This window comes from Pseudoxanthomonas japonensis (assembly GCF_043632995.1).
GTDB lineage: Bacteria > Pseudomonadota > Gammaproteobacteria > Xanthomonadales > Xanthomonadaceae > Pseudoxanthomonas_A > Pseudoxanthomonas_A japonensis.
This window is the reverse complement of record NZ_CP171632.1, coordinates 150,078-172,689: the sequence shown is the minus strand read 5'-3', so window position 1 is coordinate 172,689 and position 22,612 is coordinate 150,078. Positions and strand designations below refer to the sequence as shown.

Below are 22,612 nucleotides of genomic sequence, written 5' to 3'. Positions count from 1 at the left end.
ATGCGACCGCCTTTACAGATCGATGCCGAAGCCGCCGCCCACCGTGGACTCGCCGCTGCTGAAGCTCGCGCCCAGCGAGAACGAAGCACGGGCACCGACCCGCTTGCCGTAACCGATCGACACCGCGCCCTCGCCTCCCTGCGCCCCCACGCCGACCGCCAGGCGCCCCTTCTCCGAAGTGCCGTTGGCTGCGTTGACCGCCATGTGCGTCATCGCCGCGCCCATGGCGCCGATCCGGTCGATGCGACGGTCGGTCTTGGCCAGGCGCACGTCCATTTCGGTCCGCAGCGCACTGAAGTCGTCGTTCCAGCCGCCCAGCGCGATCTCGGTGATGCGACGGTCGGTGTAGGCATTGGCTTCGGTGAGCGTATCGGTGGCCGTCTCCCGCATCTGGCGCACGTTGACCGCATCGGTGGCTTCGGTGCCGTCGGCCACGTTGGTCACCTGGCGTTCGTTGCCCGCGCTGCCGACCGACACCGTGTAGTCGCGGTCGGCCACGGCGCCGTGGCCGATCGCAGTGCTGCCCGTCCCCAGCGCCCGCGACTGGTAACCGAAGGCGGAACTCTGGTCGCCGCTGGCGGTATTGCCGAACCCGACCGCGCTGCTCTGCTCGCCGCTGGCGGTGTTGTTGGAGCCCATCGCACTCGCATTCCCGCCCGATGCCGTGTTGTAGCGCCCCATCACGATGCTGCCGCCACCGCTGGCCGTGTTGTCGTCGCCGAACGCCATGCTCGACACGCCGGTCGCCTCGTTGTTGATGCCGAAGGCGTGCGCGAACGTGCCGCTCGCCACGTTGACCGCCCCGTACGCGCCGCTCCAGTCGCCGCTGGCCGTGTTGAGGATGCCGACGGCGGTGCTCTGGTTGCCACTCGCGGTGTTGCCGACGCCCAGCGCCATCGCGTCGGTGCCGGTGGCGCCATCGTTGTTGTAGTTGAGCGCGCTGCTGTCGTCGGAGTTGATGCTGACGAAGTGGCCGTCGCCGCCGCCGGGACCCGCAGGACCGGTCGGTCCCGTCGGACCGGCAGGACCTTGCGGACCCGCCAGCGAGGCCAGCCATTGCGACTCCGTCCCGACGAAGCCGTTGTTCACTGCCACCTGGTAGGCACTGGCACCCGCCGGCCCTTGCGCGCCGCCACCACCGCTGCCCAGCGCGGTCAGCCGACTGTCCACGGCGCTGAACGCCGCGCCGACAGTGCTGTAGCTCGTGCCCTGGATGACGAAGCTGGGTGCCGTGAACACGCCACCATTGAAGCCGGCGCCACCCCCGAACCAGTCCGCCAGCGAGCGCAGCTGGCTCACGTTCACCGCATCGTAGTCCTCGGTACCGTTGGCCAAGTGGATGATCTGGCGTTGCGCGGTGCTCGACCCCACGGCGACCGCGTAGTCACGGTCCGCGACCGCCTGATAGCCGATGGCTGTGCTACCGATATTGAGCGCCTGCGCGCGGTAGCCAAAGGCACTGCTGGAAACGCCGCTGGCCACGCTGCTGTAGCCGAATGCACTGCTTCGGGCTTCGGCGGCGTAATTGCCCCAACCCATCGCACTGCTGCCCGCCGCCATGGCGAAATTGCCGCTGCCGACGGCGCTGCCGTCCGCCCCCGTGGCCGAGTTGTAGAAACCGACGGCGCTGCTCCCGGCGCCACTCGCGCTGCTGCCGATGCCCACGGCACTGGCGCCGGCCCCGGTCGCGCCATCGTTGTTGTAGTTGCCAGCCGTCGCATCGGTCGAATTGACGCTGAAGAAGCGCACAGGCGTGCCGCCACCACTGACGCCCGCGATGGCCGCGTTCAACTGGCCCAGGTTCACCGCGTCAGTCAACTGTGTGCCGGCGGCGAGGTGGATGATCTGGCGTTGCGCGGTGCTCGAACCCACGGCCACGGCGTAGTCGCGGTCGGCGACGGCCTGATAGCCGATCGCGGTGCTGCCGATGTTCAGCGCCTGCGACTGGTAGCCGAAGGCGCTGCTGTAATTGCCCGTGGTGCGAACCCCCGTACCCACGGCCAGCGATGCCTCGCCGCTGGCAATCGCACCGTTGGAATAGGCATCCAGGGCGCCATCGCCGTCGATGTCCACGTTCGGTTCCGGGATGCCTTCCCCCTGGAAGAACGTGGAGATCGCCAGGCTGCCACTGCCCCAGGCGGTGGCGTAGTTGCCCAGTGCCGCACTTTGCTGGCCCTCTGCGCGGTTGTGTGCGCCCAGCGCGCTGCTGCCGAAACGGTTGGCGGTGTTGGCGTAGCCGAGCGCGTTGCTGTTGCCGCCATTGGTGAGGTTGAGGTTGCCCAGCGCGCTGCTGCCATATCCGTTGGTGGTGTTGGAATGACCCATCGCATTGCTCAAGGCGCCGCCTGCGGTGTTGGCATAGCCGAATGCGCCGCTCTCCTGTCCGCCGGCCGTGTTGCCACTGCCGAAGGCGCTGCTGGCCCGCCCCGACGCATTGTTCTGATAGCCGAAGGCGTTGCTCCCCTGACCCGTGGCGGTATTGTCCATCCCGTACGCACTGCTCGCCGTACCTCCCGCCACGTTGCTGAGGCCGAAGGCACTGTCCAACTCGCCGGCTTCATTGCCCGTGCCGAAGGCATTCCCGTCCCTTCCGACCACGACGTTGTCGCTACCGAAGGCATTGCCTTCGCCAAAGAAATCATGAAGGTCCACGACGTTGCGGTTGCCGAAGGCATTGCCGACGCTGGCGCTGTTGCTGGAGCCAAAAGCATTGCCGTCCGTGGCGGTGTTGTTCCTGCCGAAGGCCTGAGCCGACCCCTCGCCGTTCAAGGCCCGGTTGCCGTAGCCGATGGCGTTGCTTTGGCCATCGACCGTGCTGTTGTCGAAGCCGAAGGTGCTGCTGCGCTCGCCTCCTGTCAGGTTACCTACACCCACCGCAGTGGCGTAATCCGCCGATGCCACCACGCCCGCGCCCAGCGCGACCGACGATGTCCCCGTGGCGTGCGACGTCTCGTCCATCGCATAGAGGCCATCACCGTTCTTGTCGTACCAGCCGGACAGCACGATGCTGGCCGCGCCCGATGCGATGCCGGCGTAACCGAACGCAATGCTTCGCATCCCGCTCGCCTGGTTGAAAAGACCGAACGCACCGGCCCATTGGCCGCTGGCAAGATTTCCGTTGCCGAACGCCGTGCCCTCGAAGCCGGTCGCCACGTTGTAGTTGCCGAATGCCATCGAAAACTGTCCGCTGGCATTGTTGCGTTCGCCGTACGCGCTGGCGCCGACAGAACAGGTGGAATTGTCTGTCCCGTGTTCGCTGCCCTGGTTGGTCGTCGCCCCGGTCGGCGTGCCGGCGGTATTGATGCACGGGCTGTCGGCCGCAAGCGCAGGCATCGACAGCGCGCCCAGCAGGGCCAGGCTCAGAAGGGAAACAGCTGGCGCGGGCCGGCGGCCATTGGCTTGCATGTTCATGACTCCCCACTTCGGATATGGCGTCGGCGGAATGCCGGCCTTGAGGGGAGATGCGGAATGCGGGGACGAATCCGTTCATGCCGCGCTGGCCGTCGAGTCACATCGCGCCTGTGCGACACTCCACCCCGGCTCAACGGATGCCGGGCGAACCACGTGGAACCGCTATCCCCACCCGAGGTAACCCGCCTGCTGGCGCGCGCACGCGACGGCGATGCGCAGGCGATGGATGCGGCGTACTCGGCGGTCTACGCCGAACTCAAGCGCGCCGCGCGCCTGCAGCTGCGGCGCATGCGCGACGTCTTCGAAACCACCGCCCTCGTGCACGAGGCGTACCTGAAGCTGGGTGGCGCGCAACTGGCCGCGCAGGACCGCAATCACCTGCTGGCACTGTCGGCCCGTGCGATGCGGCAGGTGCTGGTGGACGATGCGCGCGCACGCAAGGCGGACAAGCGCGGTGGCGGGCAGGATGCGCTTACCCTGGGCGCGGCCGACATGGCCGGCGACGCCGCCGCGGTCGAGGTGCTGAAGCTGGACGAGCTGCTCGAAGCGCTGCACCGGCTCGACGAGCGTGCCGCGCAGATCGTCGAACTGCGCTATTTCGGCGGCTACACCGAGCCGGAGGTGGCGCGCATGCTGGACATCAGCGAGAGCACGCTGCGCCGCGACTGGCGGCGGGCGCGCGCCTTCCTGCTGAAGGAAACCACATGACCGACACCGCGGCGGAACGACAGCGGCGTGCGCTGGTGGTGTTCGACGCCGTCATCGACCTGGACGACGATGCGCGCGAGCCCCAGCTGCAGGTGCTCTGCGGCGACGATGCGCAGCTGCTGGACGACGTCCGCGCGATGCTGGCCGCAGATGCAAGCGAGGCCCAGCCGTTCCTCGGCAACGCGGCGGCCTGGGGCGAGGCCCTGCGCGAATCCGGCGAGGCATCGCACGACGAGGGCATGCCCGGTCGCCGGCTGGGCGCATGGCGCGTGGTCTCCGTGATCGGCCACGGCGGCATGGGTACGGTCTATGCGGTGCAGCGCAGCGATGGCGCCTACGCGCAGCAGGCGGCCCTGAAACTGATCCGCGCGGCGGCCGACTCGCCGGCGGCGCGCGAGCGCTTCCTGCGCGAACGCCAGCTGCTGGCGCAGCTGCAGCATCCCAACATCGCCACGCTGCTGGACGGCGGTTTCAGCGACGACGGCGATCCCTACTTCGTGATGGAGTTCGTGGAAGGCGTGCCCATCGACCAGTGGTGCGATGCGCACACGCTCGATCTGCGCCAACGGGTGAGGCTGTTCGGGCAGGTGCTGGACGCGGTGGCCCACGCGCATCGCCACCTGGTCATCCATCGCGACCTGAAGCCGTCCAACCTGCTGGTCGACGCCGACGGCCGCGTGAAGCTGCTCGACTTCGGCATCGCCAAGCAGCTCGAAGGCAGCGACGCCACCGCCACCAGCGACCGTGCGCTGACCTTCGAATATGCATCGCCCGAACAGTTGCATGCCGCGCCGGTCACCACCGCCACGGACGTCTGGCAGCTGGGGATCGTGCTGCACCGGCTGCTGAGCGGTTCGCACCCGTTCGGCCTGACACGCGACACGCCGCTGGCGGCGCAACTGCAACGGCTGGAACGCGAACCCGAACCACTGACGCGCGCCGCCTCGCACGCCAACGCGGAGCAGGCCACGCAGCGTGGTGAAACCGACGGTGCGGCGCTGGCCAGAGCGTTGCGCGGCGGCCTGGCCGTCATCGTCGAAACCTGTCTGCGGCGCGAACCCGAGGCCCGCTACGCGAGTGTGGACGCCCTGGCCAGCGACCTGCAGCGCTGGCTGGACCATCGTCCGGTGCAAGCGGCGCACTTGGGCAAGGGTGCGCGTGCGGCATTGTGGCTGCGGCGCAATCGTTTGCTCGCCGCGGCGGTTGGCGCAGTCGCGTTGGCGCTCGTCGCCGGTACCGGCGTGGCGCTGTGGCAGGCGAACGAGGCGCGAACGCATGCACGCGTTGCCGAGCAGCAACGCGGCGAAGCGCAATTGCAGGCCCGCCGGGCACGCCAGGCCCTGCTCCTGATGCAGGACGCGCTGTTCGGCGTGGCGCCGCAGGGCCAGTTGGAGGCGCAGTTCAGTCTCAATGATCTGCTGGTCCGCGCACGTGAGACGCTTGAGCAGGATCCGGCGCTGGATACGCATGCGCGCAAGGCGATGCAACGCACCTTGGCCAATCTCCATGCCGCCGGCCAGGACTGGGCCACCGCCGAAACGCTGTATCGACAAGGACTGCAAGACCCTGCGCCACCCTACGACCGTGACGACGCAACGGAGCTGGCCGCGCATTTCGGCAATTACGCGCAGGTGCTGGGGGTGACGGGCAAGCCGAAGGATGCGATCGTGGCCGCCAGGCACGCCGCCGACCTGCGCATGCAGTACCTGCCCGACAACGTGTTCGAACAGGCGGTCTCGCTGCGCAACCTCGGCGACGCCTATCTGGGCAACGGCGAGAACGACAATGCGCGCAGGAACTACGAACAGGCAATCGCTGCGTTCAAGCGCGTCGACATCACCGACCCGATCCAGGCAATCGATGTGCTGGTGGCTTCGATCGGCTTGGCCCGCGTGCTGAACGCGCAGGAACAGTACACAGCGGCGTTACAAACGGTTGAGGACGCCACAGCCTTCGCCGACAAGCAGGGACTGGCGTCGAGCTGGGATGGACGAGCGGTACTGTTGAGCCTGAAGGCCACAGCGCAGAAGCACCTGGGCGATGCCGAAGGCGCGCTGGCCAGCTTCCGCCAGGCGACCGACATCGCCGGCCGCATCTACGGCGCGGACAATCCTGCACTGGTCAATGGTCACATCGGCATCGGCGGCGCACTGAACGACCTCGGTCGCGCACACGAGGCACTCGAGGCCTACGCGCATGCAGAACGCATCATCGCCGGCAAGGCGGTGCAGCCCGGCACGGAGGCGAAGATCCTGGCCGGGCAGGGCATGGCCTGGGGCACGTTGGGCGATGCCGGCAAGCGCGCCGACCACTATCGCCGCGCATTGGCCACACTCGACAAGGTCGATACTCCACCGCTGATGGAGCTCAAGCGCAGGATCAGCGCCGAGGCATCGGCCACGCCAGAAGCGCGCTGACCGCAGACCTCGGCAGCCATCACCCGAAGGCCTGCCGCAGCGCACGCCGCCAGCCCGAGCTACAGCATCTCCGCCAGCGCCTGCGGTTCCACGCCGAGGAACCGACGGGCGAAGCCGGCGGCCATCGTCTTCGCCTGCTTCACCTGCGCGTCGTTGCCGGACTGCTTGCCATCGACGTAGAACACCAGCGGCAATCCAGCACCGGCCAGCAGCGTGTTGTACAAGGCGGTCTTGTCCGCGTTCGACGCGCGCGCGATGTCCGAACCCGCCAGCGTCGCGTTGAGCGAAGCGAACAGGCGTTCCTCGGCCGCGGCATCCGGTTCGGCGTCGGTACTGACGATGTGGGTGGCGACGATGAAGAACGTCATTGCACCCGCCAGCGTGTTGTCCCAGCCCTTGCCCTTGTACTTCTGCGCGAACAGTTCCTTGCCCGCACCGGCCAGTTGCAGGATCTGGCCGCGCTCCTCCGGCGTGCTGCCCAGGCTGTCGGCGAGGCTCTTCACCGAGGCATCGCCGGTCACCGGACTGAAGCGGGTGGCGGTCGGCGAAGGCGGCGCCGCCACGGACGACGAGGCGTACTCCGCGCAGCCTGCGGGCACCTTGTCGCCCTTGCGCTTCCAGTCCTCGCACATGGTCCGCATGGCCATGTCGCCGTTGATGCGGTCCATCATGATGCGGTTGTTGTCCATGAACACCTGGTAGGACGAGCGCTGCGCATGGGCTGCGGGCGCGACCGCGAACAGGAGCAGGCAGAGCGATGCGATGACAGGCGTGGACATGGGTGTTCCTCGTGGAATAGGTGGTGGGGAGGTGGATCGAGGCGACGACGGATGCGTGATCCAGGGGCTCACTGGAGCTTGAAGGCGCCGGTCAGGGTCACCCCGTAGATCGCGCCGTCGCGGCCGATGCGCCAGGCGGGGCCTTGCGACCCGGTGCGCCGCGGGTCGGGTTCGATGCCCCAGCCGCCCTCGAAGTCGAGGTTGTGGCCCGGCACGGTCGTGGTCCACAGCAGCGTGCCGGTTCGACCGTCCAGCGCTTGCAGGCTGTAGTCCTTGTTTCGGCCGTCTGCGGATGCCCGCCGTTCCGATGCGTAGAGCACGCCACCGGCCGATGCGAGTACGTGGATCTGCGCGGACACGCTGCGACGCCATGCCGCCGCGCCGTCGGACAACCGATAGCCCCACAACGCGCGGGTGCCGCCTTGCACGACTTCGACGACGAGCACGTCGCCCACGGCGACGCGGTTCTCGATCAAGGTGCCCGCGATTGGCTGGGTCGTCCATGCGATTGCACCGCTGCGTGGATCGAAGGCGCGCAGGGCATCGCCCGTCGGCTTCGTGCCATGCGCTGCAGCACCCAGCAGGCCCTGCACGCGGATGATCGCCTTGCCACCCGCCACCATCGGAACGCCATCGTCCGATCGCCACGCGCCACCGCCGCCGCTACTGCGCTCGACTGCGGGCTGGTCGGTGTGCCGCCACAACGTCTCTCCGGTACGCACATCGATGGCGTGCAACTGTCGCGTGGCGGGATCGGGCTGGTCCTTGCTGCGCGCGGAGAGCAGCAGGACATCGTCCGTCCGTGCGGCGGGACTGAAGGTGGGCTGGTAGTGCGCATCATCGTTGCGCATCGCCAGGCGAAACCCGCGGTTGCGCCAGAGCACCTGGTCGAGCGAAGGATTGAAACCGATCAGGTTGCTGACGCCCTCCCTGTTCGATTGATTGACGCCGGTAAGGCTGCCGCCGAGGCCGCGCAACGTCACGTTCGCGGCCGGCGTCAGCGAGCGCACGATGCGCCCCGCCTTGACGTCGACCACGTAGTAGTCGGTGGGTTCGCCGTTGTCGCGCGGATAGACCATCAGCACTTCGCCCGACGGCAATTCGAAGAAGGCCACGTTGCCGGTCGTTCCGCGCCGGTTGCCGACCGTGCAGATATCCGCAATCCGCCAGACGGTTTTCCCGGTACGCAGGTCCAGCGCCGACAAACCCGCATTGCCGTCGTTGTTGCAGCTGCCGGTCAGCATCAGCTCGCCGACCAGCAGCGGCGACCACGCACCCCACCAGCCGGGGCGCGTCTGCCACACGATCTTCGGTGCTTCCAGGATCGCCGGGGCCGGGAATTCGCGGCTGTTGCAGGTGGTACCGAAGGTGCGTCCCATCGCGCCAGGATCGGCACAGACAGGTATGGACGGCGCAGTGCGCAGGCGCGCGATGGCGGCGGCGCGGGCGGCCGGGGAGTCGTCAGCCTGTCCTGCGACTACGGGCCAGACCGGCGACACGGCAAGGACAGCAAGCAGGGAAATGGCGCGAACTGCGCGAGCGGTCATGGCTGTCATGGCGAACCCTCACAGCCGTCGACGGGGGTGAGTGTGAAATGCTCGTCGCCGGTGGTCTGCCGGGTGTGGTCACCGGCAGTCGTGCTGCCACCACCTTGGGTGGTCAGCCTCCCTGGCTTGTCCTCACCGTCGGGAAACACGATGGTGTACGTGCCCCGGCCCTTCCATTGCAGCCCGGGAATGTTCGGTGTGCGCACCAACGCGTAACTGCCCTCCATCCCGCCGGTGAATTCCGCACCGAACAGCTTGCCGTTCAACACGAAGGGAGCATCAAGGCCACACACCACCTGATTCACCGGATCGCCGCCGCCGGTCACCCGGTAGCCACTCTTCTTCGTATCGAACGACAGCGTGGCCTTGCCCACGCCACGCTTGCTGCGCGCCTCGAAGTCGATGCTGGCGCGCTCGCCCTTCTTCGCGGGATTCCGGTAGTCGAACGTCGCATCGGCCTTGACCTTGCCCTGCGGGTCGAGCGCGCTGGCGCCCTTCAGCGTGGCCTTGACCGTGCCGCCGGTCGGCATGCCGTCCTTCTTCGCCCGCGGCTCGGCGAACACCGTGTAGCGCGTGTCCGGCTTGGCGCCCTTGCGCTTGTCCGGCGTGCTGCGCAGCTTCAGGTCCACGCAACGGCCCGATTCCCATGGCGCCTTGCCGCCGCTGAACGAGCCTTGCAGCATCATCTGCGCGAAGGCGCGCATGAGGTTCTGCGTGCCCGCCACCATCTTCTCGGTATGGGCGGCTTCGGCCGGGCGGAATATGCTGTAGCCGCTGTAGTCCAGACTGCCGCCAGCCGGCTTGCCGTCCGGCGTGAAGCCGGTGTCCTGGTAGTACGACAGCGGCCCGTTCGCACCGTCGCCCTTCATGTCGATCTGGAAGAACTCGGAGGCGTTCGTCTGATCACCGCTGCCGATGGGCAACAGGTGGGCATCGTCGTCCAGCCAGCGCTCCTGCCGGTAACGCAGTGTCACTGCACCACGCTTGCCCCCCGCTCCCATCGTCGATGTCATCTCGAGGGTGACCGTCAGCTTGCCCGTGGCATCCGGGCAGGCGTCGATACGGACCTCCGTCTTGACCTTGCCGGTGACGCCGTTCTCGTTGATCGTCTGCTCCAGCGTCGTGCGCATGCCGTCCTGGGCGATGTCCATCTGCGCCGGGCCCCCATCGCCGTCGAACTTGATCGGGCCGTTCTGTGCGGCTTGGGCAACCTGCGCGTTCGACAGGCCACCGCTCACCAGGCTGCCCGTCAGCGCACCGCCGACCAGGCCGTAACCGGCCCCCATCATGCCGGCGTCGATCCCCGTACCGTCGAACGCTGCGGGCACCATCTTCGGCACCTGCGTCTGCGCCACCAGCGCCGACCGCTCTACCGCCAGGCCGAAGGCCTTCAAGGCGGCGATGGTCGGCGCTTCGCCTCCCAGCGCCTGCTCGACCCCGTTGGCCTGCATCAGCTTGTAGTGCAGCCAGTACTCCAGATGCGAAGCCTCGCGCGCGGACGGCAGCGGGCCTTCGGCCTGGAGCCTGGCCACGGCAGCCTGCATCGCGTCCGGCGTTGCCGCGGCAGGTGCCGCGGGCGGGGTGTCCTGCTGCCCGGGCGAACAGGCAGAGAGCAGCAGGGCCAGCGAGAAAGCGACGAACAGGCGGTTGGGGGTCATGGCGGTGTTCCGGTGGGCGGTCTCCGGTTAGCGGAAAACCGTCGCCGATCCAGTCACCACTCTGACGCCACCCGATGACACCCGCGCCGGTACGGTGCCGTGTTACCAGACGCGGGGTTGTCGGGACGTGCGCAGGACCCGCCTCGACATTCGGCGCGGATCCTCCGTGCATCGCCCGGCTGCAACGTCGCTGTCAGCCGGCCTGCGGTCGTAGCGTGCGCATGGCGCACGCTACGCGCTGGAGGTTACTGCGTGACCTTGATGATGCCGCACGCCACGCGTGCACCGGCGTTGCCGGCCGGCTGGCTGGCGTAGTCGTCCGGTGCGGCGTGCACGATCAGGGCACGGCCGGCGACGTCGTTGACGGCACCACCGCCCAGCGTGACGCCTTCAATGTGTGCATCGACCTTCGCCACGCCATCCGCATTCGCGGTCAGGTTGTTCATGTCGCCGGCGTGGTGCGCGCCGCTGCCGGCCTTGCCGTGCGCGGCGTTGAACGGATTGAAGTGCGGACCGGCGCTGCTGGCGTCGGCGGCGCTGCAGTCGCCCTTCTCGTGGATGTGGAAGGCATGCGTGCCGTTGGCCGGCAGGCCACCGATTTCGCCCGTCAGGTGCAGGCCCTTGCCCATCGGCGTGAGGGTGACGCTGCCGCTGACCAGGCTGCCGGACGCCGAGGCCAGCACGGCGACGGCCTGTTTGGCGGTGCTGGTGGTGGGGACGACGGTGGTCGTCGTCGACGCGGGCGAGGACGGAGACGGCGTGGTGCCGCAGGCGGCGAGCGCGAGGGCGGAAGCGGCGGCCAGCAAGGCAATGCGCATGGGAAGCTCCGGTTGCAGGGTGTGGCCGGCTACCGTAACGACCGATACCTTCATGTTCAATGAAAACGGAGGCGACCCGTCACCCGCGCTTGCGGCCGGGCCCCAGCTTGCGCGTCACCGTGTTGCGTCCCACGCCGAGCTTCGCCGCCGCTTCGGCGCGGCGACCGTGGGTCAGTTCCAGCGCCACCTCGAGCAGCGTGCGGTCGAGCCGCTCGCGCGCCTCGGCGTGCAGCGACTCCGCGCCTTCCAGCAGGCGACGCCGCGCCCATTCGCCGAGCGCGTGGTCCCACTCGCCGCGTCCGCCGGCGATCGGCGCGTGCGACAGCGCGCCCTGCAGGTCGGTGGTGTTGATGACGTCGGCCGGCGCCAGTGCGGCGAGGCGCCAGCAGACGTTCTCGAGTTCGCGCACGTTGCCGGGCCAGTCGTGGGCCTGCAGCAGGTCCAGCGCGGGATTGCTGAAACGCTTCGGCGCGATATCCAGCTTGCGCGTGGCCATGGCGAGGAAGTTCTCGGCCAGCTGCGGCACGTCGGCGCGGCGTTCGCGCAACGGCGGCAGCTGCAGGCGGACCACGTTGAGGCGGTGCAGCAGGTCGGCGCGGAAACGGCCTTCGGCGACCAGCCCGTCCAAGTCTTGGTGGGTAGCGGCGATCACGCGCACGTCCACGCGGATCAGTTCACGCCCACCGACCCGGAAGAACTCGCCTTCCGCCAGTACGCGCAGCAGGCGCGTCTGCAGCGGCAGCGGCATGTCGCCGATCTCGTCGAGGAACAGCGTGCCGCCGTCGGCCTGTTCGAAACGGCCGGTGTGGCGCTTCTGCGCGCCGGTGAACGCGCCGGCCTCGTGGCCGAACAGTTCGCTTTCCAGCAGTTCCGAGGGAATCGCGGCGGTGTTCAGCGCCACGAACGGTTTGCGCGCGCGCGGCGACTCGTGGTGCAGCGCATGCGCGACCAGTTCCTTGCCGGTACCGGTTTCGCCGGTGATCAGCACCGACAACGGCGCCTGCGCCAACCGGCCGATGGCACGGAACAGCGCGCGCATGGCCGGCGTGTCGCCGATCAGTTGCGGGGTGGGCGCGGCGTCGCTGTCCTGCGTGGCGTCCGCCGTCTCTTCCGCATCCGGCAGCGTGCGCGCGGCCAGCGCGACCGCGTCGTCGAGGTCGAACGGTTTCGACAGGAATTCATGCGCGCCGCCGCGGAACGCACCCGCGGTGCTGGCGACGTCGGTGTAGGCCGACATCACGATGACGGGCAGCTGCGGGTGCGTGGCCTTCAGCTTGTCCAGCAGCACCAGGCCGTCATCGCCCGGCATGCGGACATCGGTGAACAGCAGATCGGGCGCGCCGCGCGCACCCAGCGCGCTCAGCGCGGCGGCGGCGCTGTCGAAGCCGTCCACCGCATAGCCGGCGTCGCGCAGCGCGGTGGCGAGCACGAAGCGCACCGAGCGGTCGTCGTCGACCACCCAGATGCGGCGTGCGTCGGCGGCCGGGGTGGCGGCCAGGCGATCAATGGACATGACGTTCCTCGTCGGTGTCGTGCGGCGATTGCGGCAGCAGCAGGGTGAAGACCGTGTGGCCGGGGCGCGAGCGGTAGGTCAGCGACCCCTGGTGCTCGCGCGCCACCTGTTGAGACAACGCCAGGCCCAGGCCGCTGCCTTCGGCGCGACCGCTGACCAGCGGCAGGAACAGGTGCTCGGCGAGCGCTTCGGGCACGCCTCGGCCGTCGTCGACGATCTCCACCCGCAGCGCCATCGCGTGCAGGTGGTCGTGGATGCGCGACCCGTGTTCGACGCGGGTGCGCAGGATGATGTTGGCCGCACCCGCCTGCAGGGCGTTGCGTACCAGGTTCCAGACCGCCTGGGTCAGGCGGTCGGCGTCGCCGGACAGTTCCGGCAGGCTGGGGTCGTAGTCGCGCTGCAGGCGCACCGACCAGCCGCCTTCGTTCTCGGCCAGGCGCAGCACGCGCTCCAGCACGGTGTGGATGTTCAACGGCGCGTGCGGCCGTTGCGGCGAGGGCGACAGCAGTTGTTCCAGCAGGGTGTTGAGGCGGTTGATCTCGGATTCGATCAGTTCGATCAGCTCGCGCTCGTCGTCGTTGTCGTTGCGGTGCGCGGCCCGGCGGGCCAGCAACTGGGCGGCGCCCTTCAGGCCCGCCAGCGGATTGCGCAGTTCGTGCGCCAGCCCCTTCAATGCCGCGCTCAACGCATTCGGCAGCACCTGGGTGGGATCGAGCGCGGGAAACTCGTCGACCGGGTGCGCTTCCAGCAGCCAGCCGCCGCCCTCCAGCCGCGACAGCCAGCCTTCGGCGAAGCACGGCGACTCGCCCGGCATGCCCAGCGCCAGCCGGTGCAGGCGCAGGACGTCGCGGTCGGTGTTGTCAAGGAAGCGCGCCATGGCGTCGCCTTCGATCTCCAGGGCCGCCAGCGGTTGCCCGATCAGGCGGCGGGTACTGACGCCCAGCCAGCGGGCGAAGGCGGGGTTCACGCCGCGGATCAGGCCGGCGGCATCCGCCCAGGCCACCGGCGTGCTCAGCGCGTCGGTGGTGGGTTCGAAACGCATGGGGGACGGGGCCGGAGACGACATTGCACCAGTTTAGTGCAACGCCGTCCCCGGCATGCCATCAGGCCTCGTAGGCCGATTCGCCGTGCGCGGCGATATCCAGGCCCTCGCGCTCGGCGTCCTCGGCCACGCGCAGGCCGAACACGACCTTGGCGATCAGGAACGCGACCACCGACACCACGCCGATCCAGACGATGGTCAGGCCCACTCCGGTCGCCTGCTTGATGACCTGCGCGACCATGTCGAAGTCCTCGGGACCCGGGCCACCCAGCTTCGGCGAGTTGAACACGCCGGTCAGGAGGGCGCCGACGATGCCGCCGACCGCATGCACGCCGAACACGTCGGCGGTGTCATCGACCTTCAGCAGGCGCTTCAGGCCGGTGACGCCCCACACGCAGACCACGCCGGCGATGAAGCCGATGGCGACGGCGCCGAACGGACCCACCAGGCCGGCGGCCGGGGTGATGCCGACCAGGCCAGCCACCGCACCCGAGGCGACACCCAGCGCGGACGACTTGCCCTTGAAGATCTTCTCGGTGAGCGCCCAGGCGATCACGGCGGCGGCGGTGGCGACCAGCGTGTTGATGAAGGCCAGTGCCGCGCCCGCGTTGGCTTCCAGGTTGGAGCCGGCGTTGAAGCCGAACCAGCCCACCCACAGCAACGAGGCGCCGACATACGTCAGGGTGACGTTGTGCGGCTTCAGCGCGGTCTGGCCGTAGCCCAGGCGCTTGCCGACGAAGTACGCGCCGATCAGGCCGGCCACACCCGCGTTGATGTGCACCACGGTGCCGCCGGCGAAGTCCAGCGCGCCCAGTTCGAACAGGTAGCCACCGGTGGCCCACACGATGTGCGCGATCGGCAGGTAGCCGAAGGTGAACCAGATCACCGAGAACAGGATGACCGCGGCGAACTTCATGCGCTCGGCGAACGCACCGACGATCAGCGCGCCGGTGATGCCGGCGAATGTCGACTGGAACGCGACGAACACGTACTCCGGCAGGCTGACGCCGTCGGTGAACGTGGCGGCCAGCGTTTCCGGCGTCACGCCCTTCAGGAACAGCTTGTCCAGGTTGCCGACCCACGCGCCTTCGCCCGATAACGCCAGGCTGTAGCCGTAGACGATCCACAGCACCACCAGCAGCGAGAACACGGTGATGACCTGCACCAGCACGGACAGCACGTTCTTCGACCGCACCATGCCGCCGTAGAACAGCGCCAGGCCGGGCACCACCATCATCAGCACCAGCAGCGTGGATGTCAGCATCCACGCCACGTCGCCCTTGTCGACCGTCGGTTCGGCGGCGGCTTCCGTGGGCGCCGCTTCCGGCGCGGGCGCTTCGGTGACCGTCTCGGTGACAGTCTCGGCGACCACCTCGGCCGCAGGCGCGGCGTCTGCGGTCGCTTCAGCCGCCGGCGGCGGCGCGGGGTCCTGCGCGATGGCGGTCGCCGCCACGCCCAGGGTCATCAGGCCGAACGACGCGGCCAGGAAAAGCACGTGCGCACGGGTCTTCCACCCGGACAACAGTCGAGTCTTCATGTGGGGCTCCGAGTGTTAGAGCGCGTCCGCGCCGACTTCGCCGGTGCGGATGCGGATGACCTGGTCGATGGTGGTGACGAAGATCTTGCCGTCGCCGATCTTGCCGGTGCCGGCCGCCTGCTGGATGGCCTCGATGACGGCCTCCAGTCGCTCGTCGGTCACGACGGTTTCGATCTTGATCTTGGGCAGGAAGTCGACGACGTACTCGGCGCCGCGGTACAGCTCGGTGTGGCCCTTCTGCCGGCCGAAGCCTTTCACTTCGGTCACGGTGATGCCGGACACGCCCGCTTGCGACAATGACTCTCGGACCTCGTCGAGCTTGAACGGCCGGATGATGGCGGTGATCAGTTTCATGCGCATACCCCGATGGTGGATGGAACCGGCCGACCGGAGCCGGCCGGCGGTTTCAGGTCACCGGTGCGCGCAACCCCCTGGCCGCGTGCACGTGATCGGTGCGGAGCGATGCATGAACCGCCTCCGTGCCTGCCGCGATCGACTGCGGCAGGAGCGGATGACGTGGGAGGGAGCTGCGGTTCATGGACCTCTCCTGTGTTTCCCCGGTTACAGCGTTGGTGCGATCTCCGTGAATCGAAGACGGGTGGTGCCCCGGTTCCCCAACCGGTCGAACGCATCGCAGGACGATGCGCTCGATAAGGTGCGGCGATGGCGACGGGTGGGAGGGGAGATCCGTCGCCATCGCCGCGAGAACTCAGTGCGCGCCCGCTGTGCCGTGGAGGACCGGCGTGCGGCCCTCCACGTGCATCGCGATGTGCGCGTACGCCGGCATCAGCTGGCGTAGTACAGCTGGTATTCCAGCGGGTGCGTGGCCGCGCGGAACTTGGTCACTTCCTGCATCTTCAGCGCGATGTAGGCATCGATGAAGTCGTCCGTCATCACGCCGCCGGCCTTGAGGAAGTCGCGGTCCTTGTCCAGCGCGTCCAGTGCCTGGTCCAGGCTGGAGCAGACCTGCGGGATGTTCTTCTCTTCTTCCGGCGGCAGGTCGTACAGGTCCTTGTCGCTCGGCGCGCCCGGATCGATCTGGTTCTTGATGCCGTCCAGGCCGGCCATCATCAGCGCGGTGAAGGTCAGGTAGCCGGACTGCAGCGGATCGGGGAAGCGCATCTCGATGCGGCGCGCCTTCGGATTGGCGACCCACGGAATGCGGCACGAAGCGGAACGGTTGCGCGCCGAGTAGGCCAGCATCACCGGCGCCTCGAAGCCCGGCACCAGGCGCTTGTAGCTGTTGGTGCCCGAGTTGGAGAAGGCGTTGATGGCGCGGGCGTGCTTGAAGATGCCGCCGATGTACCACAGCGCCAGCTGCGACAGGCCACCGTAGCCGTCGCCGGAGAAGAGGTTCTGGCCGCCCTTGGCCAGCGACTGGTGCACGTGCATGCCGCTGCCGTTGTCGCCGACGATCGGCTTGGGCATGAAGGTCACGGTCTTGCCGTTGCGGTGGGCGACGTTGCGCACCACGTACTTCATGCGCTGCAGCTCGTCGGCCTTCTTGACCAGCGTGTTGAACTTGGCGCCGATCTCGCACTGGCCGGCGGTGGCGACTTCGTGGTGGTGCACTTCGACCTCGATGCCGACCTGTTCCAGCGTCTTGCACATCTCGGCACGCAGGTCGTGCAGCGAGTCGGTCGGCGGCACCGGGAAGTAGCCGCCCTTGATGCCGGGACGGTAGCCGCTGTTGGCGCCGTCGTAGCTCTTGCCGCTGTTCCAGGCGCCTTCCTCGGAGTTGACCTTGAAGAAGGTGTTGCCCATCTCGTTGGCGAACTGCACCGAGTCGAAGATGAAGAACTCGGGTTCCGGGCCGAAGAACGCCAGGTCGGCGACGCCGCTGGCCTTCAGGTGGGCTTCGGCGCGCTTGGCGATGCCGCGCGGATCGCGCGTGTAGCCCTGCATGGTGGCGGGGTCGAGGATGTCGCAGACCAGCACCAGGGTCGGGTCTGCGTAGAACGGATCGAGGTAGGCGGTGCTGGGGTCGGGCAGCAGCACCATGTCGGACTCGTTGATGCCCTTCCAGCCCGAGATCGACGAGCCGTCGAACATCTTGCCGTCTTCGAACAGCGAGGCATCCACGATGCTGGCCGGGAACGTGACGTGCTGTTCGATACCGCGCATGTCGACGAAGCGCAGGTCGACGAACTCGACCTTGTTGTCCTTGATCAGCTTTTCAACGTTCTCCAGGGACATCTCGAAACCTCGGGTTGGATAAGAATGTCCGGATATAGAGCAATCGCCGTGCCAACCTCGAATCACCGGCAAGCCATTGATTTACATGGACTGGATTGACGCTGCCTTCACGGATGATCCCTTTTTTGGTGCACTTGTCGGCCGTCACAACCCAAAACAGTGCATGGCCGTTTCCCTTATTCTTTGCCACCCCTTCCCAGCGCTTGGCCACGATGACCGACCTGTTCGCCGCACTGCTGCTCGGCATCCTCGAAGGCCTGACCGAATTCCTGCCCGTCTCCAGTACCGGCCACCTGCTGATCGCGCAGCACTGGCTGGGCGAGCGCTCGGACTTCTTCAACATCGTCATCCAGGCCGGCGCGATCCTCGCGACGACCCTGGTGTTTCGGCGCCGGATCTGGGAACTGACGACCGGCTGCTGGCGTGACGCCGAGGCCCGCGACTATTCGATGAAGCTGGCCGCCGCCTTCCTGGTCACGGCGGCGGTCGGGCTCCCGGTCCGCCTGGCCGGCTGGGAACTGCCCGAGACCGTCACCCCGATCGCCTGGGCGCTGATCATTGGCGGCGTCTGGATGCTGGTGGCCGAACACTTCGCCGAGAAGCGGGGCGATGTCGCCACGATCACCTGGAAGGTGGCGATCCTGGTGGGCCTGGCGCAGGTGGTGGCCGGCGTATTCCCCGGCACTTCGCGCTCGGCCGCGGCGATCTTCATGGCGATGCTGGCGGGTACCAGCCGGCGCTCGTCGGCGGCGGAGTTCGTGTTCCTCGTCGGCATTCCCACCATGTTCGCGGCCAGCGGCTACGCCTTCCTGGAGCTGGTGAAGGATGACGCGCTGGGCAGCGAGAACTGGGGCGAGGTGGCGCTGGCCTTCGCCGCGGCCACGGCGACCGGCTTCGTGGTGGTGAAGTGGTTGCTGGGGTTCATCAAGTCGCACCGCTTCACCGGCTTCGCGATCTACCGCATCGTGCTGGGCGCGCTGCTGCTGTTGCTGATGCCGGTCGGCAGCTGAGGCGAGCGAAGGAGAGAAAGCATGCGGGGAATGAGAACTGCGGTTGTCGCCCTGCTTGCCATCTCCTTGACTGCTTGTGGATGCGGAGGCAATGAAGAGGCTACTGCTGCGGCACGTGCACTGTCGCAGGAGCGCCTCGCCAAGCTGCATGCCGACCTCGCCCGCCTGAGAACACCCGATGACCTGCCATCAGGGCAGTGGCATGCGATGAAGGACATTCCCGCCGAATTCTCCGATCTGCATCCACGCGAGTTGCTCTTCGACGGCCGCTCCGCCCATGTTCATCTGTCCGGCTGCGTCGACGACAAGGTCATGCTGGTCGCAACCGGTCTGGATGGTAACGGCCGGCGGCTTATCCGCCTGCTGCCAGCAGAGGTAGATCGCGGAGCGATCGTGCTCTGGACGGCCCCTCCCGGCGGCGAGCGCTGAAACAACCGCCAGCGACCGTCTTCACCCCATTCCAACCTATCACGCGTTTGCATACCGCCACCCTGATGGAGAACGCCATGAAACGACTGCTGCTGCTTGCCCTGCCGCTGGCCCTGGCAGGTTGCCCGAAACCCGTGGAACAGGCTCTGCCGGCGCCGTCCGCGACGACGGCCGCTGCGACACCGGCCCCTGCCACCGTCGATGCATCCCCACTGCTCTCCCAGTACCACTGGCAACTCATGGACGCGACCGACGCGCAGGGCAAGCGCATCGATGCCCTGTTCGCCCGCGCCGACAAGCCACTGCAACTCGACTTCAAGGAAGGACGACTGGGCGTGTCCAACGCCTGCAACCGCATGAGTGGCACCTACACGCTGTCGGACACCAGCCTCACGCTGGGGCGCCTGACCTCCACGATGATGGCCTGCACCGACAACGCACTGATGGCGCTGGACCAGGAGATCGGCAAGCGACTGGAAGGCACGCTGAAGATCGCCGCCACGCAGGACGGCGTCGCCCAGTTGGCACTCACCACCGCCACCGGCGACAAGCTGCTGTTTGCTGGCAACCCGACCGCCGACACCCGCTTTGGCGGCCACGGTGAACGTGTATTCCTTGAGGTAGCCGCCGAGACCAAACCCTGCAGCCACCCGCTGATCCCCGACAAGCAGTGCCTGCAGGTGCGTGAGGTGAAGTACGACGACAAGGGCCTGAAAGTCGGCACGCCCGGCGAGTTCGAGCACTTCTACGACAGCATCGAGGGCTACACGCACGAGCCCGGCGTACGCAACGTGCTGCGCGTCGACCGCTATACGGTGAAGAACCCGCCGGCGGATGGATCCTCGAACGCCTACGTGCTGGACATGGTCGTGGAGTCGGCCAACGAGAAGCAGTGACGCGTCTGCCACCGATGCGCGTCGTGCCGGCATGACGCGCATCGGCCTGGTGGACCAGCCGCTATAGTGGCGCGTCACCGACTTCGACGCGCGACTGATGAACCACCCCGCAAGGAACGCTTCCCTCCCGTGGATCGCCGTCGCCCTGCTGACCGCATCCGCGCTGCTGATGTGGTGGCCGGCGCTGAGGACGCCGTTCTGGGGCGACGACTACGTCTTCCTGCATGCCGCGCACGGGACCAACGCGGCCGGCGCGCCATGGTGGTCGGATTTCTGGCCGTCGTCGCCGCCGCGGTTCTGGCGCCCGCTCTCGCAGGAAGGCTATTGGCGCTGGATCGATGCGGTGCTGGGCGGCAGCGCGCATGCCGCGCACGTGGTCAGCCTGGTGCTGCACGCGTTGGCCACTCTCGGTGTCGCGCTGTTCGCCTTCCGCCTGGCGCGTGCGTGCCGCTGGGCGAACGCCGGTCGCATCGCGGCACTCGCCGCCGCTGCGTACGGCGCGCTGACCATGCACCTGTTGCCGGTGCATTGGGCAGCAGCGGCGAACAACGCGATGCTGACGCTGTTCACCACGCTGCTGCTGGCGGCCTGGGTCAGCGCGCGCGACAACGCTACCCACCGGTTGCGCCCCCTCCTGCTGGCCTCACTGCCCGTGTGGCTGGCGCTGGCGCTGCTGAGCAAGGAATCGGCCGCGCTGACGCCCGCGTTGATGCTGGTGGTCGCCGCATTCGTCGTCGTGCGCCGGCTCGACCGCGGTGAACTCGTCGCCTGGCTGGCCTGTGTGGCCGTCGTCGCGATCTGGCTGTCGTTGCGCTCGCGTTTCACCGCCAACACCGACGCGTCCTACGAGCTGAGCCTCGGCGGCAACGTGCTGCGCAACGCCGCCTCGTTCGTCGCCTGGCTGTTGAACGTCCCGCGCGAAGCGATGCGCATGGCGGTCGCGGGCGAGCGCATGCAGGGCCTGGCCTGGATCGCCGCCACCGCGCTGCCGATGCTGGCCGCGTGGGCGATCGCCGGCTGGCGCGGCCGCACGTTGCTGACACCGATGCAGTGGTGGTGCGTCGCGGCCTTCGCGGGGCTCGCGTATGCACCGTACTTCCTGTTCGCCTGGAACAGCTACGAGTACTACGCCGCCATCGCCGTGATCCTGCCGATCGTCGTGCTGGCGCGCTGCGTCGCTGCCGACGGTACCGCGCTCGTGGTCGCCGCCCTGATCGCCGTATCGTCGTGGATCGCCGTGGAAGGCACGCGGCGACTGGATCATCCCGGCCTCATCGGCCGTGCGTACTGGGCGGAAGCGACCCTGCAGGCGCTGGAACGGCAACCCGTCGCGACGCCGCTGCACGTCAGCGTGGCGGACGAGCAGCGCTTCTACGCCATCGGCCAGATGGGCCTGGCGTGGCGGCTGGGCGTTCCCCCGGCACAGATCCACGTGGCGCGCGACTGTCCGACGTCGGGCACGTGCCTGGTCATCGATGCCGATGGTCGCTGGCGCTGGCGGCCACCCACCGACTGATGCGGATCACGCCGGCAGGGCGGCCGGTCGGCGCTTGAGCACGACGCGCGTCCTTGGCCAACGGTCGTGCCAGCCGCGCGGATCGTCGTCGTCGGCGAACAGGATCGAGAAGGCTTCGAACGGCACGATGCGGCTCAGGCTGCGCAGCAATGCCTGCCCGAAGGTGATCGGGCGACCGGCCTCGTCGACGACGCGCGTGCGGGTCAGCAGCTTGCCGATGGTGGTTCCCGTGGCCCCTTCCATCAGCGTGTAGTAGACGATGATCGCCGCGAAGCCGATCAGCTGGTCCTGCCACCAGGGCAGCTGTTCCACCCAATCCAGCACCTCGTCGCCGCCGACGATGCCCGCCGCGACCATGCCGAGGAAAATAATGCCGACCACGATGAGCCGGTCGATCATCCAGTGGACGAAGCGCCGGAGTTTCGTCGCCGGCGTGAGTGCCGCCGCCTCGACGGGGGCGTCGGCGACAGCACTGAGGGGACTCTCGTAAGGATTGCCCCCGTCCGGCGGGTTCATCCGCTGACCGTCGCGTTCAACGTATACGTTCCATGCACCAGCGCTTCGCCCAGCACGTGTCCCTGAATCGCGCGTTCGACATCGCCCGCGGTGAAGCGCTGCGGCAGATCGAGCATGGCGACGTCCAACGCGAACAGGCGGAAGAAGTACCGGTGCGTGCGCAGGTCGTTGAACGGCGGATACGGGCCGTCGTAGCCGTAGTAGTCGCCGCCCATCTGCGCGTCGCCGGCGAACCAGCCGGTGTAGTCGTTCAGACCCTGTCGCGCACCGGCCGGCCCCGCGGGTTGCCGCTTGCCCTTGGCGGTGACGCCGTCGCTGCAGCTGCCCGCGGCGATCTCGCGCACGTCGGCGGCGATGTCGGCCATCGCCCAGTGGATGAAATGCGCGCGCGGCTGTTCGACCGGGATCTGCAGGTCGTCGCGGCCGACGGTCTCGGGCACCGTCGGCGCATCCGGGTCGATGCACAGCAGGGCGAAGGACTTCGTGCCGTCCGGCACGCCCTCCCACGCGAGGTGCGGATTGCGGTTGGCGGCGAAGCCGTCCGGCTGGCCCATCGCGAACTCGGCCGGGATGGGGGCCATGTGCTTGAAACTGTCGCTCCACAAACGCATGCGTCGCT

Annotated in this window: 18 protein-coding genes; 6 read left to right on the top strand and 12 right to left on the bottom strand. The window is 68.1% G+C overall.

What is annotated here, in order from left to right; all coding sequences use genetic code 11:
- Positions 1-12: 12 nt before the first annotated feature.
- Entirely contained in the window at positions 13-3,411 is a 3,399-nt protein-coding gene (locus ACGHX3_RS00730) for a hypothetical protein (protein WP_394696038.1), read from the bottom strand.
- A gap of 153 nt (positions 3,412-3,564) precedes the next feature.
- On the opposite strand from ACGHX3_RS00730, the gene ACGHX3_RS00725 reads away from it, so the two are divergent.
- Together ACGHX3_RS00725 and ACGHX3_RS00720 are read left to right on the top strand one after the other, a co-directional pair.
- Positions 3,565-4,119 (top strand): ECF-type sigma factor, encoded by a 555-nt coding sequence (locus tag ACGHX3_RS00725; RefSeq protein WP_394696037.1) that lies wholly within the window; start codon positions 3,565-3,567, stop codon positions 4,117-4,119.
- Positions 4,116-6,536 (top strand): protein kinase, encoded by a 2,421-nt coding sequence (locus ACGHX3_RS00720; RefSeq protein ID WP_394696036.1) that lies wholly within the window; start codon positions 4,116-4,118, stop codon positions 6,534-6,536. The genes ACGHX3_RS00725 and ACGHX3_RS00720 overlap by 4 nt, the downstream gene beginning before the upstream one ends.
- 59 nt (positions 6,537-6,595) lie before the next feature.
- On the opposite strand, the gene ACGHX3_RS00715 is transcribed toward ACGHX3_RS00720, so the two are convergent.
- The 9 genes from ACGHX3_RS00715 to glnA all read right to left on the bottom strand — a co-directional run bounded on the left by ACGHX3_RS00715 (position 6,596) and on the right by glnA (position 17,626).
- Complete coding sequence (locus tag ACGHX3_RS00715) at positions 6,596-7,315, bottom strand: DUF6683 family protein (protein ID WP_394696035.1); 720 nt, start codon at positions 7,313-7,315, stop codon at positions 6,596-6,598.
- 68 nt (positions 7,316-7,383) lie between these two features.
- Positions 7,384-8,871: a PQQ-binding-like beta-propeller repeat protein gene (locus ACGHX3_RS00710; RefSeq protein ID WP_394696034.1), complete on the bottom strand. Its 1,488-nt coding sequence runs from the start codon at positions 8,869-8,871 to the stop codon at positions 7,384-7,386.
- On the bottom strand, positions 8,868-10,520 hold the full coding sequence (locus ACGHX3_RS00705) for a hypothetical protein (protein WP_394696033.1): 1,653 nt from the start codon (positions 10,518-10,520) through the stop codon (positions 8,868-8,870). The genes ACGHX3_RS00710 and ACGHX3_RS00705 overlap by 4 nt, the downstream gene beginning before the upstream one ends.
- Positions 10,521-10,765: 245 nt before the next feature.
- Positions 10,766-11,338 carry a superoxide dismutase family protein gene (locus ACGHX3_RS00700; RefSeq protein ID WP_313929383.1) on the bottom strand — a complete coding sequence of 191 codons (573 nt, stop codon included), beginning with the start codon at positions 11,336-11,338 and terminating at the stop codon, positions 10,766-10,768.
- Positions 11,339-11,417: 79 nt separating this feature from the next.
- The gene (gene ntrC / locus ACGHX3_RS00695; protein ID WP_213601958.1) at positions 11,418-12,851 is read right to left on the bottom strand and encodes a nitrogen regulation protein NR(I); all 1,434 of its coding nucleotides are present in this window, start codon (positions 12,849-12,851) and stop codon (positions 11,418-11,420) included.
- Positions 12,841-13,893 carry a nitrogen regulation protein NR(II) gene (locus ACGHX3_RS00690; RefSeq protein WP_162336040.1) on the bottom strand — a complete coding sequence of 351 codons (1,053 nt, stop codon included), beginning with the start codon at positions 13,891-13,893 and terminating at the stop codon, positions 12,841-12,843. The genes ntrC and ACGHX3_RS00690 overlap by 11 nt, the downstream gene beginning before the upstream one ends.
- A 61-nt stretch (positions 13,894-13,954) precedes the next feature.
- Complete coding sequence (locus ACGHX3_RS00685; RefSeq protein WP_394697207.1) at positions 13,955-15,265, bottom strand: ammonium transporter; 1,311 nt, start codon at positions 15,263-15,265, stop codon at positions 13,955-13,957.
- 180 nt (positions 15,266-15,445) lie between these two features.
- On the bottom strand, positions 15,446-15,784 hold the full coding sequence (locus ACGHX3_RS00680) for a P-II family nitrogen regulator (protein ID WP_055941078.1): 339 nt from the start codon (positions 15,782-15,784) through the stop codon (positions 15,446-15,448).
- A 432-nt stretch (positions 15,785-16,216) separates the two neighbouring features.
- A complete protein-coding gene (gene glnA, locus ACGHX3_RS00675; protein ID WP_162336042.1) occupies positions 16,217-17,626 on the bottom strand; it encodes a type I glutamate--ammonia ligase in 1,410 nt (469 codons plus the stop codon).
- Between the two features lie 212 nt (positions 17,627-17,838).
- Here glnA and ACGHX3_RS00670 point away from each other — a divergent pair, with 212 nt between their 5' ends.
- From ACGHX3_RS00670 to ACGHX3_RS00655, 4 genes are all read left to right on the top strand, one after another.
- On the top strand, positions 17,839-18,636 hold the full coding sequence (locus ACGHX3_RS00670; protein ID WP_162336043.1) for an undecaprenyl-diphosphate phosphatase: 798 nt from the start codon (positions 17,839-17,841) through the stop codon (positions 18,634-18,636).
- A gap of 21 nt (positions 18,637-18,657) precedes the next feature.
- Positions 18,658-19,065 (top strand): hypothetical protein, encoded by a 408-nt coding sequence (locus ACGHX3_RS00665; protein WP_394696032.1) that lies wholly within the window; start codon positions 18,658-18,660, stop codon positions 19,063-19,065.
- A gap of 77 nt (positions 19,066-19,142) precedes the next feature.
- Complete coding sequence (locus tag ACGHX3_RS00660) at positions 19,143-19,961, top strand: DUF4377 domain-containing protein (protein WP_394696031.1); 819 nt, start codon at positions 19,143-19,145, stop codon at positions 19,959-19,961.
- Positions 19,962-20,058: 97 nt separating this feature from the next.
- Positions 20,059-21,477, top strand: coding sequence for a hypothetical protein (locus ACGHX3_RS00655; protein WP_394696030.1), 1,419 nt, complete (start codon positions 20,059-20,061; stop codon positions 21,475-21,477).
- Positions 21,478-21,483: 6 nt separating this feature from the next.
- Here the strand turns inward: ACGHX3_RS00655 and ACGHX3_RS00650 are convergent, their stop codons facing one another.
- Positions 21,484-21,993 carry an RDD family protein gene (locus ACGHX3_RS00650; RefSeq protein WP_394696029.1) on the bottom strand — a complete coding sequence of 170 codons (510 nt, stop codon included), beginning with the start codon at positions 21,991-21,993 and terminating at the stop codon, positions 21,484-21,486.
- Positions 21,990-22,604, bottom strand: a complete 615-nt coding sequence (locus tag ACGHX3_RS00645) for a YbhB/YbcL family Raf kinase inhibitor-like protein (RefSeq protein WP_394696028.1) — start codon at positions 22,602-22,604, stop codon at positions 21,990-21,992. Before ACGHX3_RS00645 ends, ACGHX3_RS00650 begins: the two co-directional genes overlap by 4 nt.
- Between the last annotated feature and the right edge of the window lie 8 nt (positions 22,605-22,612).

What these genes read in the sequence shown, in the direction of transcription:
- glnA (WP_162336042.1), bottom strand. Translation starts at nt 17,626, where the DNA reads ATGTCCCTGGAGAACGTTGAAAAGCTGATCAAGGACAACAAGGTCGAG.
- ACGHX3_RS00710 (WP_394696034.1), bottom strand. Translation starts at nt 8,871, where the DNA reads ATGACAGCCATGACCGCTCGCGCAGTTCGCGCCATTTCCCTGCTTGCT.
- ACGHX3_RS00690 (WP_162336040.1), bottom strand. Translation starts at nt 13,893, where the DNA reads ATGCGTTTCGAACCCACCACCGACGCGCTGAGCACGCCGGTGGCCTGG.
- ACGHX3_RS00680 (WP_055941078.1), bottom strand. Translation starts at nt 15,784, where the DNA reads ATGAAACTGATCACCGCCATCATCCGGCCGTTCAAGCTCGACGAGGTC.
- ACGHX3_RS00665 (WP_394696032.1), top strand. Translation starts at nt 18,658, where the DNA reads ATGCGGGGAATGAGAACTGCGGTTGTCGCCCTGCTTGCCATCTCCTTG.
- ACGHX3_RS00670 (WP_162336043.1), top strand. Translation starts at nt 17,839, where the DNA reads ATGACCGACCTGTTCGCCGCACTGCTGCTCGGCATCCTCGAAGGCCTG.
- ACGHX3_RS00720 (WP_394696036.1), top strand. Translation starts at nt 4,116, where the DNA reads ATGACCGACACCGCGGCGGAACGACAGCGGCGTGCGCTGGTGGTGTTC.
- ACGHX3_RS00715 (WP_394696035.1), bottom strand. Translation starts at nt 7,315, where the DNA reads ATGTCCACGCCTGTCATCGCATCGCTCTGCCTGCTCCTGTTCGCGGTC.
- ntrC (WP_213601958.1), bottom strand. Translation starts at nt 12,851, where the DNA reads ATGTCCATTGATCGCCTGGCCGCCACCCCGGCCGCCGACGCACGCCGC.
- ACGHX3_RS00655 (WP_394696030.1), top strand. Translation starts at nt 20,059, where the DNA reads ATGAACCACCCCGCAAGGAACGCTTCCCTCCCGTGGATCGCCGTCGCC.
- ACGHX3_RS00700 (WP_313929383.1), bottom strand. Translation starts at nt 11,338, where the DNA reads ATGCGCATTGCCTTGCTGGCCGCCGCTTCCGCCCTCGCGCTCGCCGCC.
- ACGHX3_RS00660 (WP_394696031.1), top strand. Translation starts at nt 19,143, where the DNA reads ATGAAACGACTGCTGCTGCTTGCCCTGCCGCTGGCCCTGGCAGGTTGC.
- ACGHX3_RS00705 (WP_394696033.1), bottom strand. Translation starts at nt 10,520, where the DNA reads ATGACCCCCAACCGCCTGTTCGTCGCTTTCTCGCTGGCCCTGCTGCTC.
- ACGHX3_RS00730 (WP_394696038.1), bottom strand. Translation starts at nt 3,411, where the DNA reads ATGAACATGCAAGCCAATGGCCGCCGGCCCGCGCCAGCTGTTTCCCTT.
- ACGHX3_RS00645 (WP_394696028.1), bottom strand. Translation starts at nt 22,604, where the DNA reads ATGCGTTTGTGGAGCGACAGTTTCAAGCACATGGCCCCCATCCCGGCC.
- ACGHX3_RS00650 (WP_394696029.1), bottom strand. Translation starts at nt 21,993, where the DNA reads ATGAACCCGCCGGACGGGGGCAATCCTTACGAGAGTCCCCTCAGTGCT.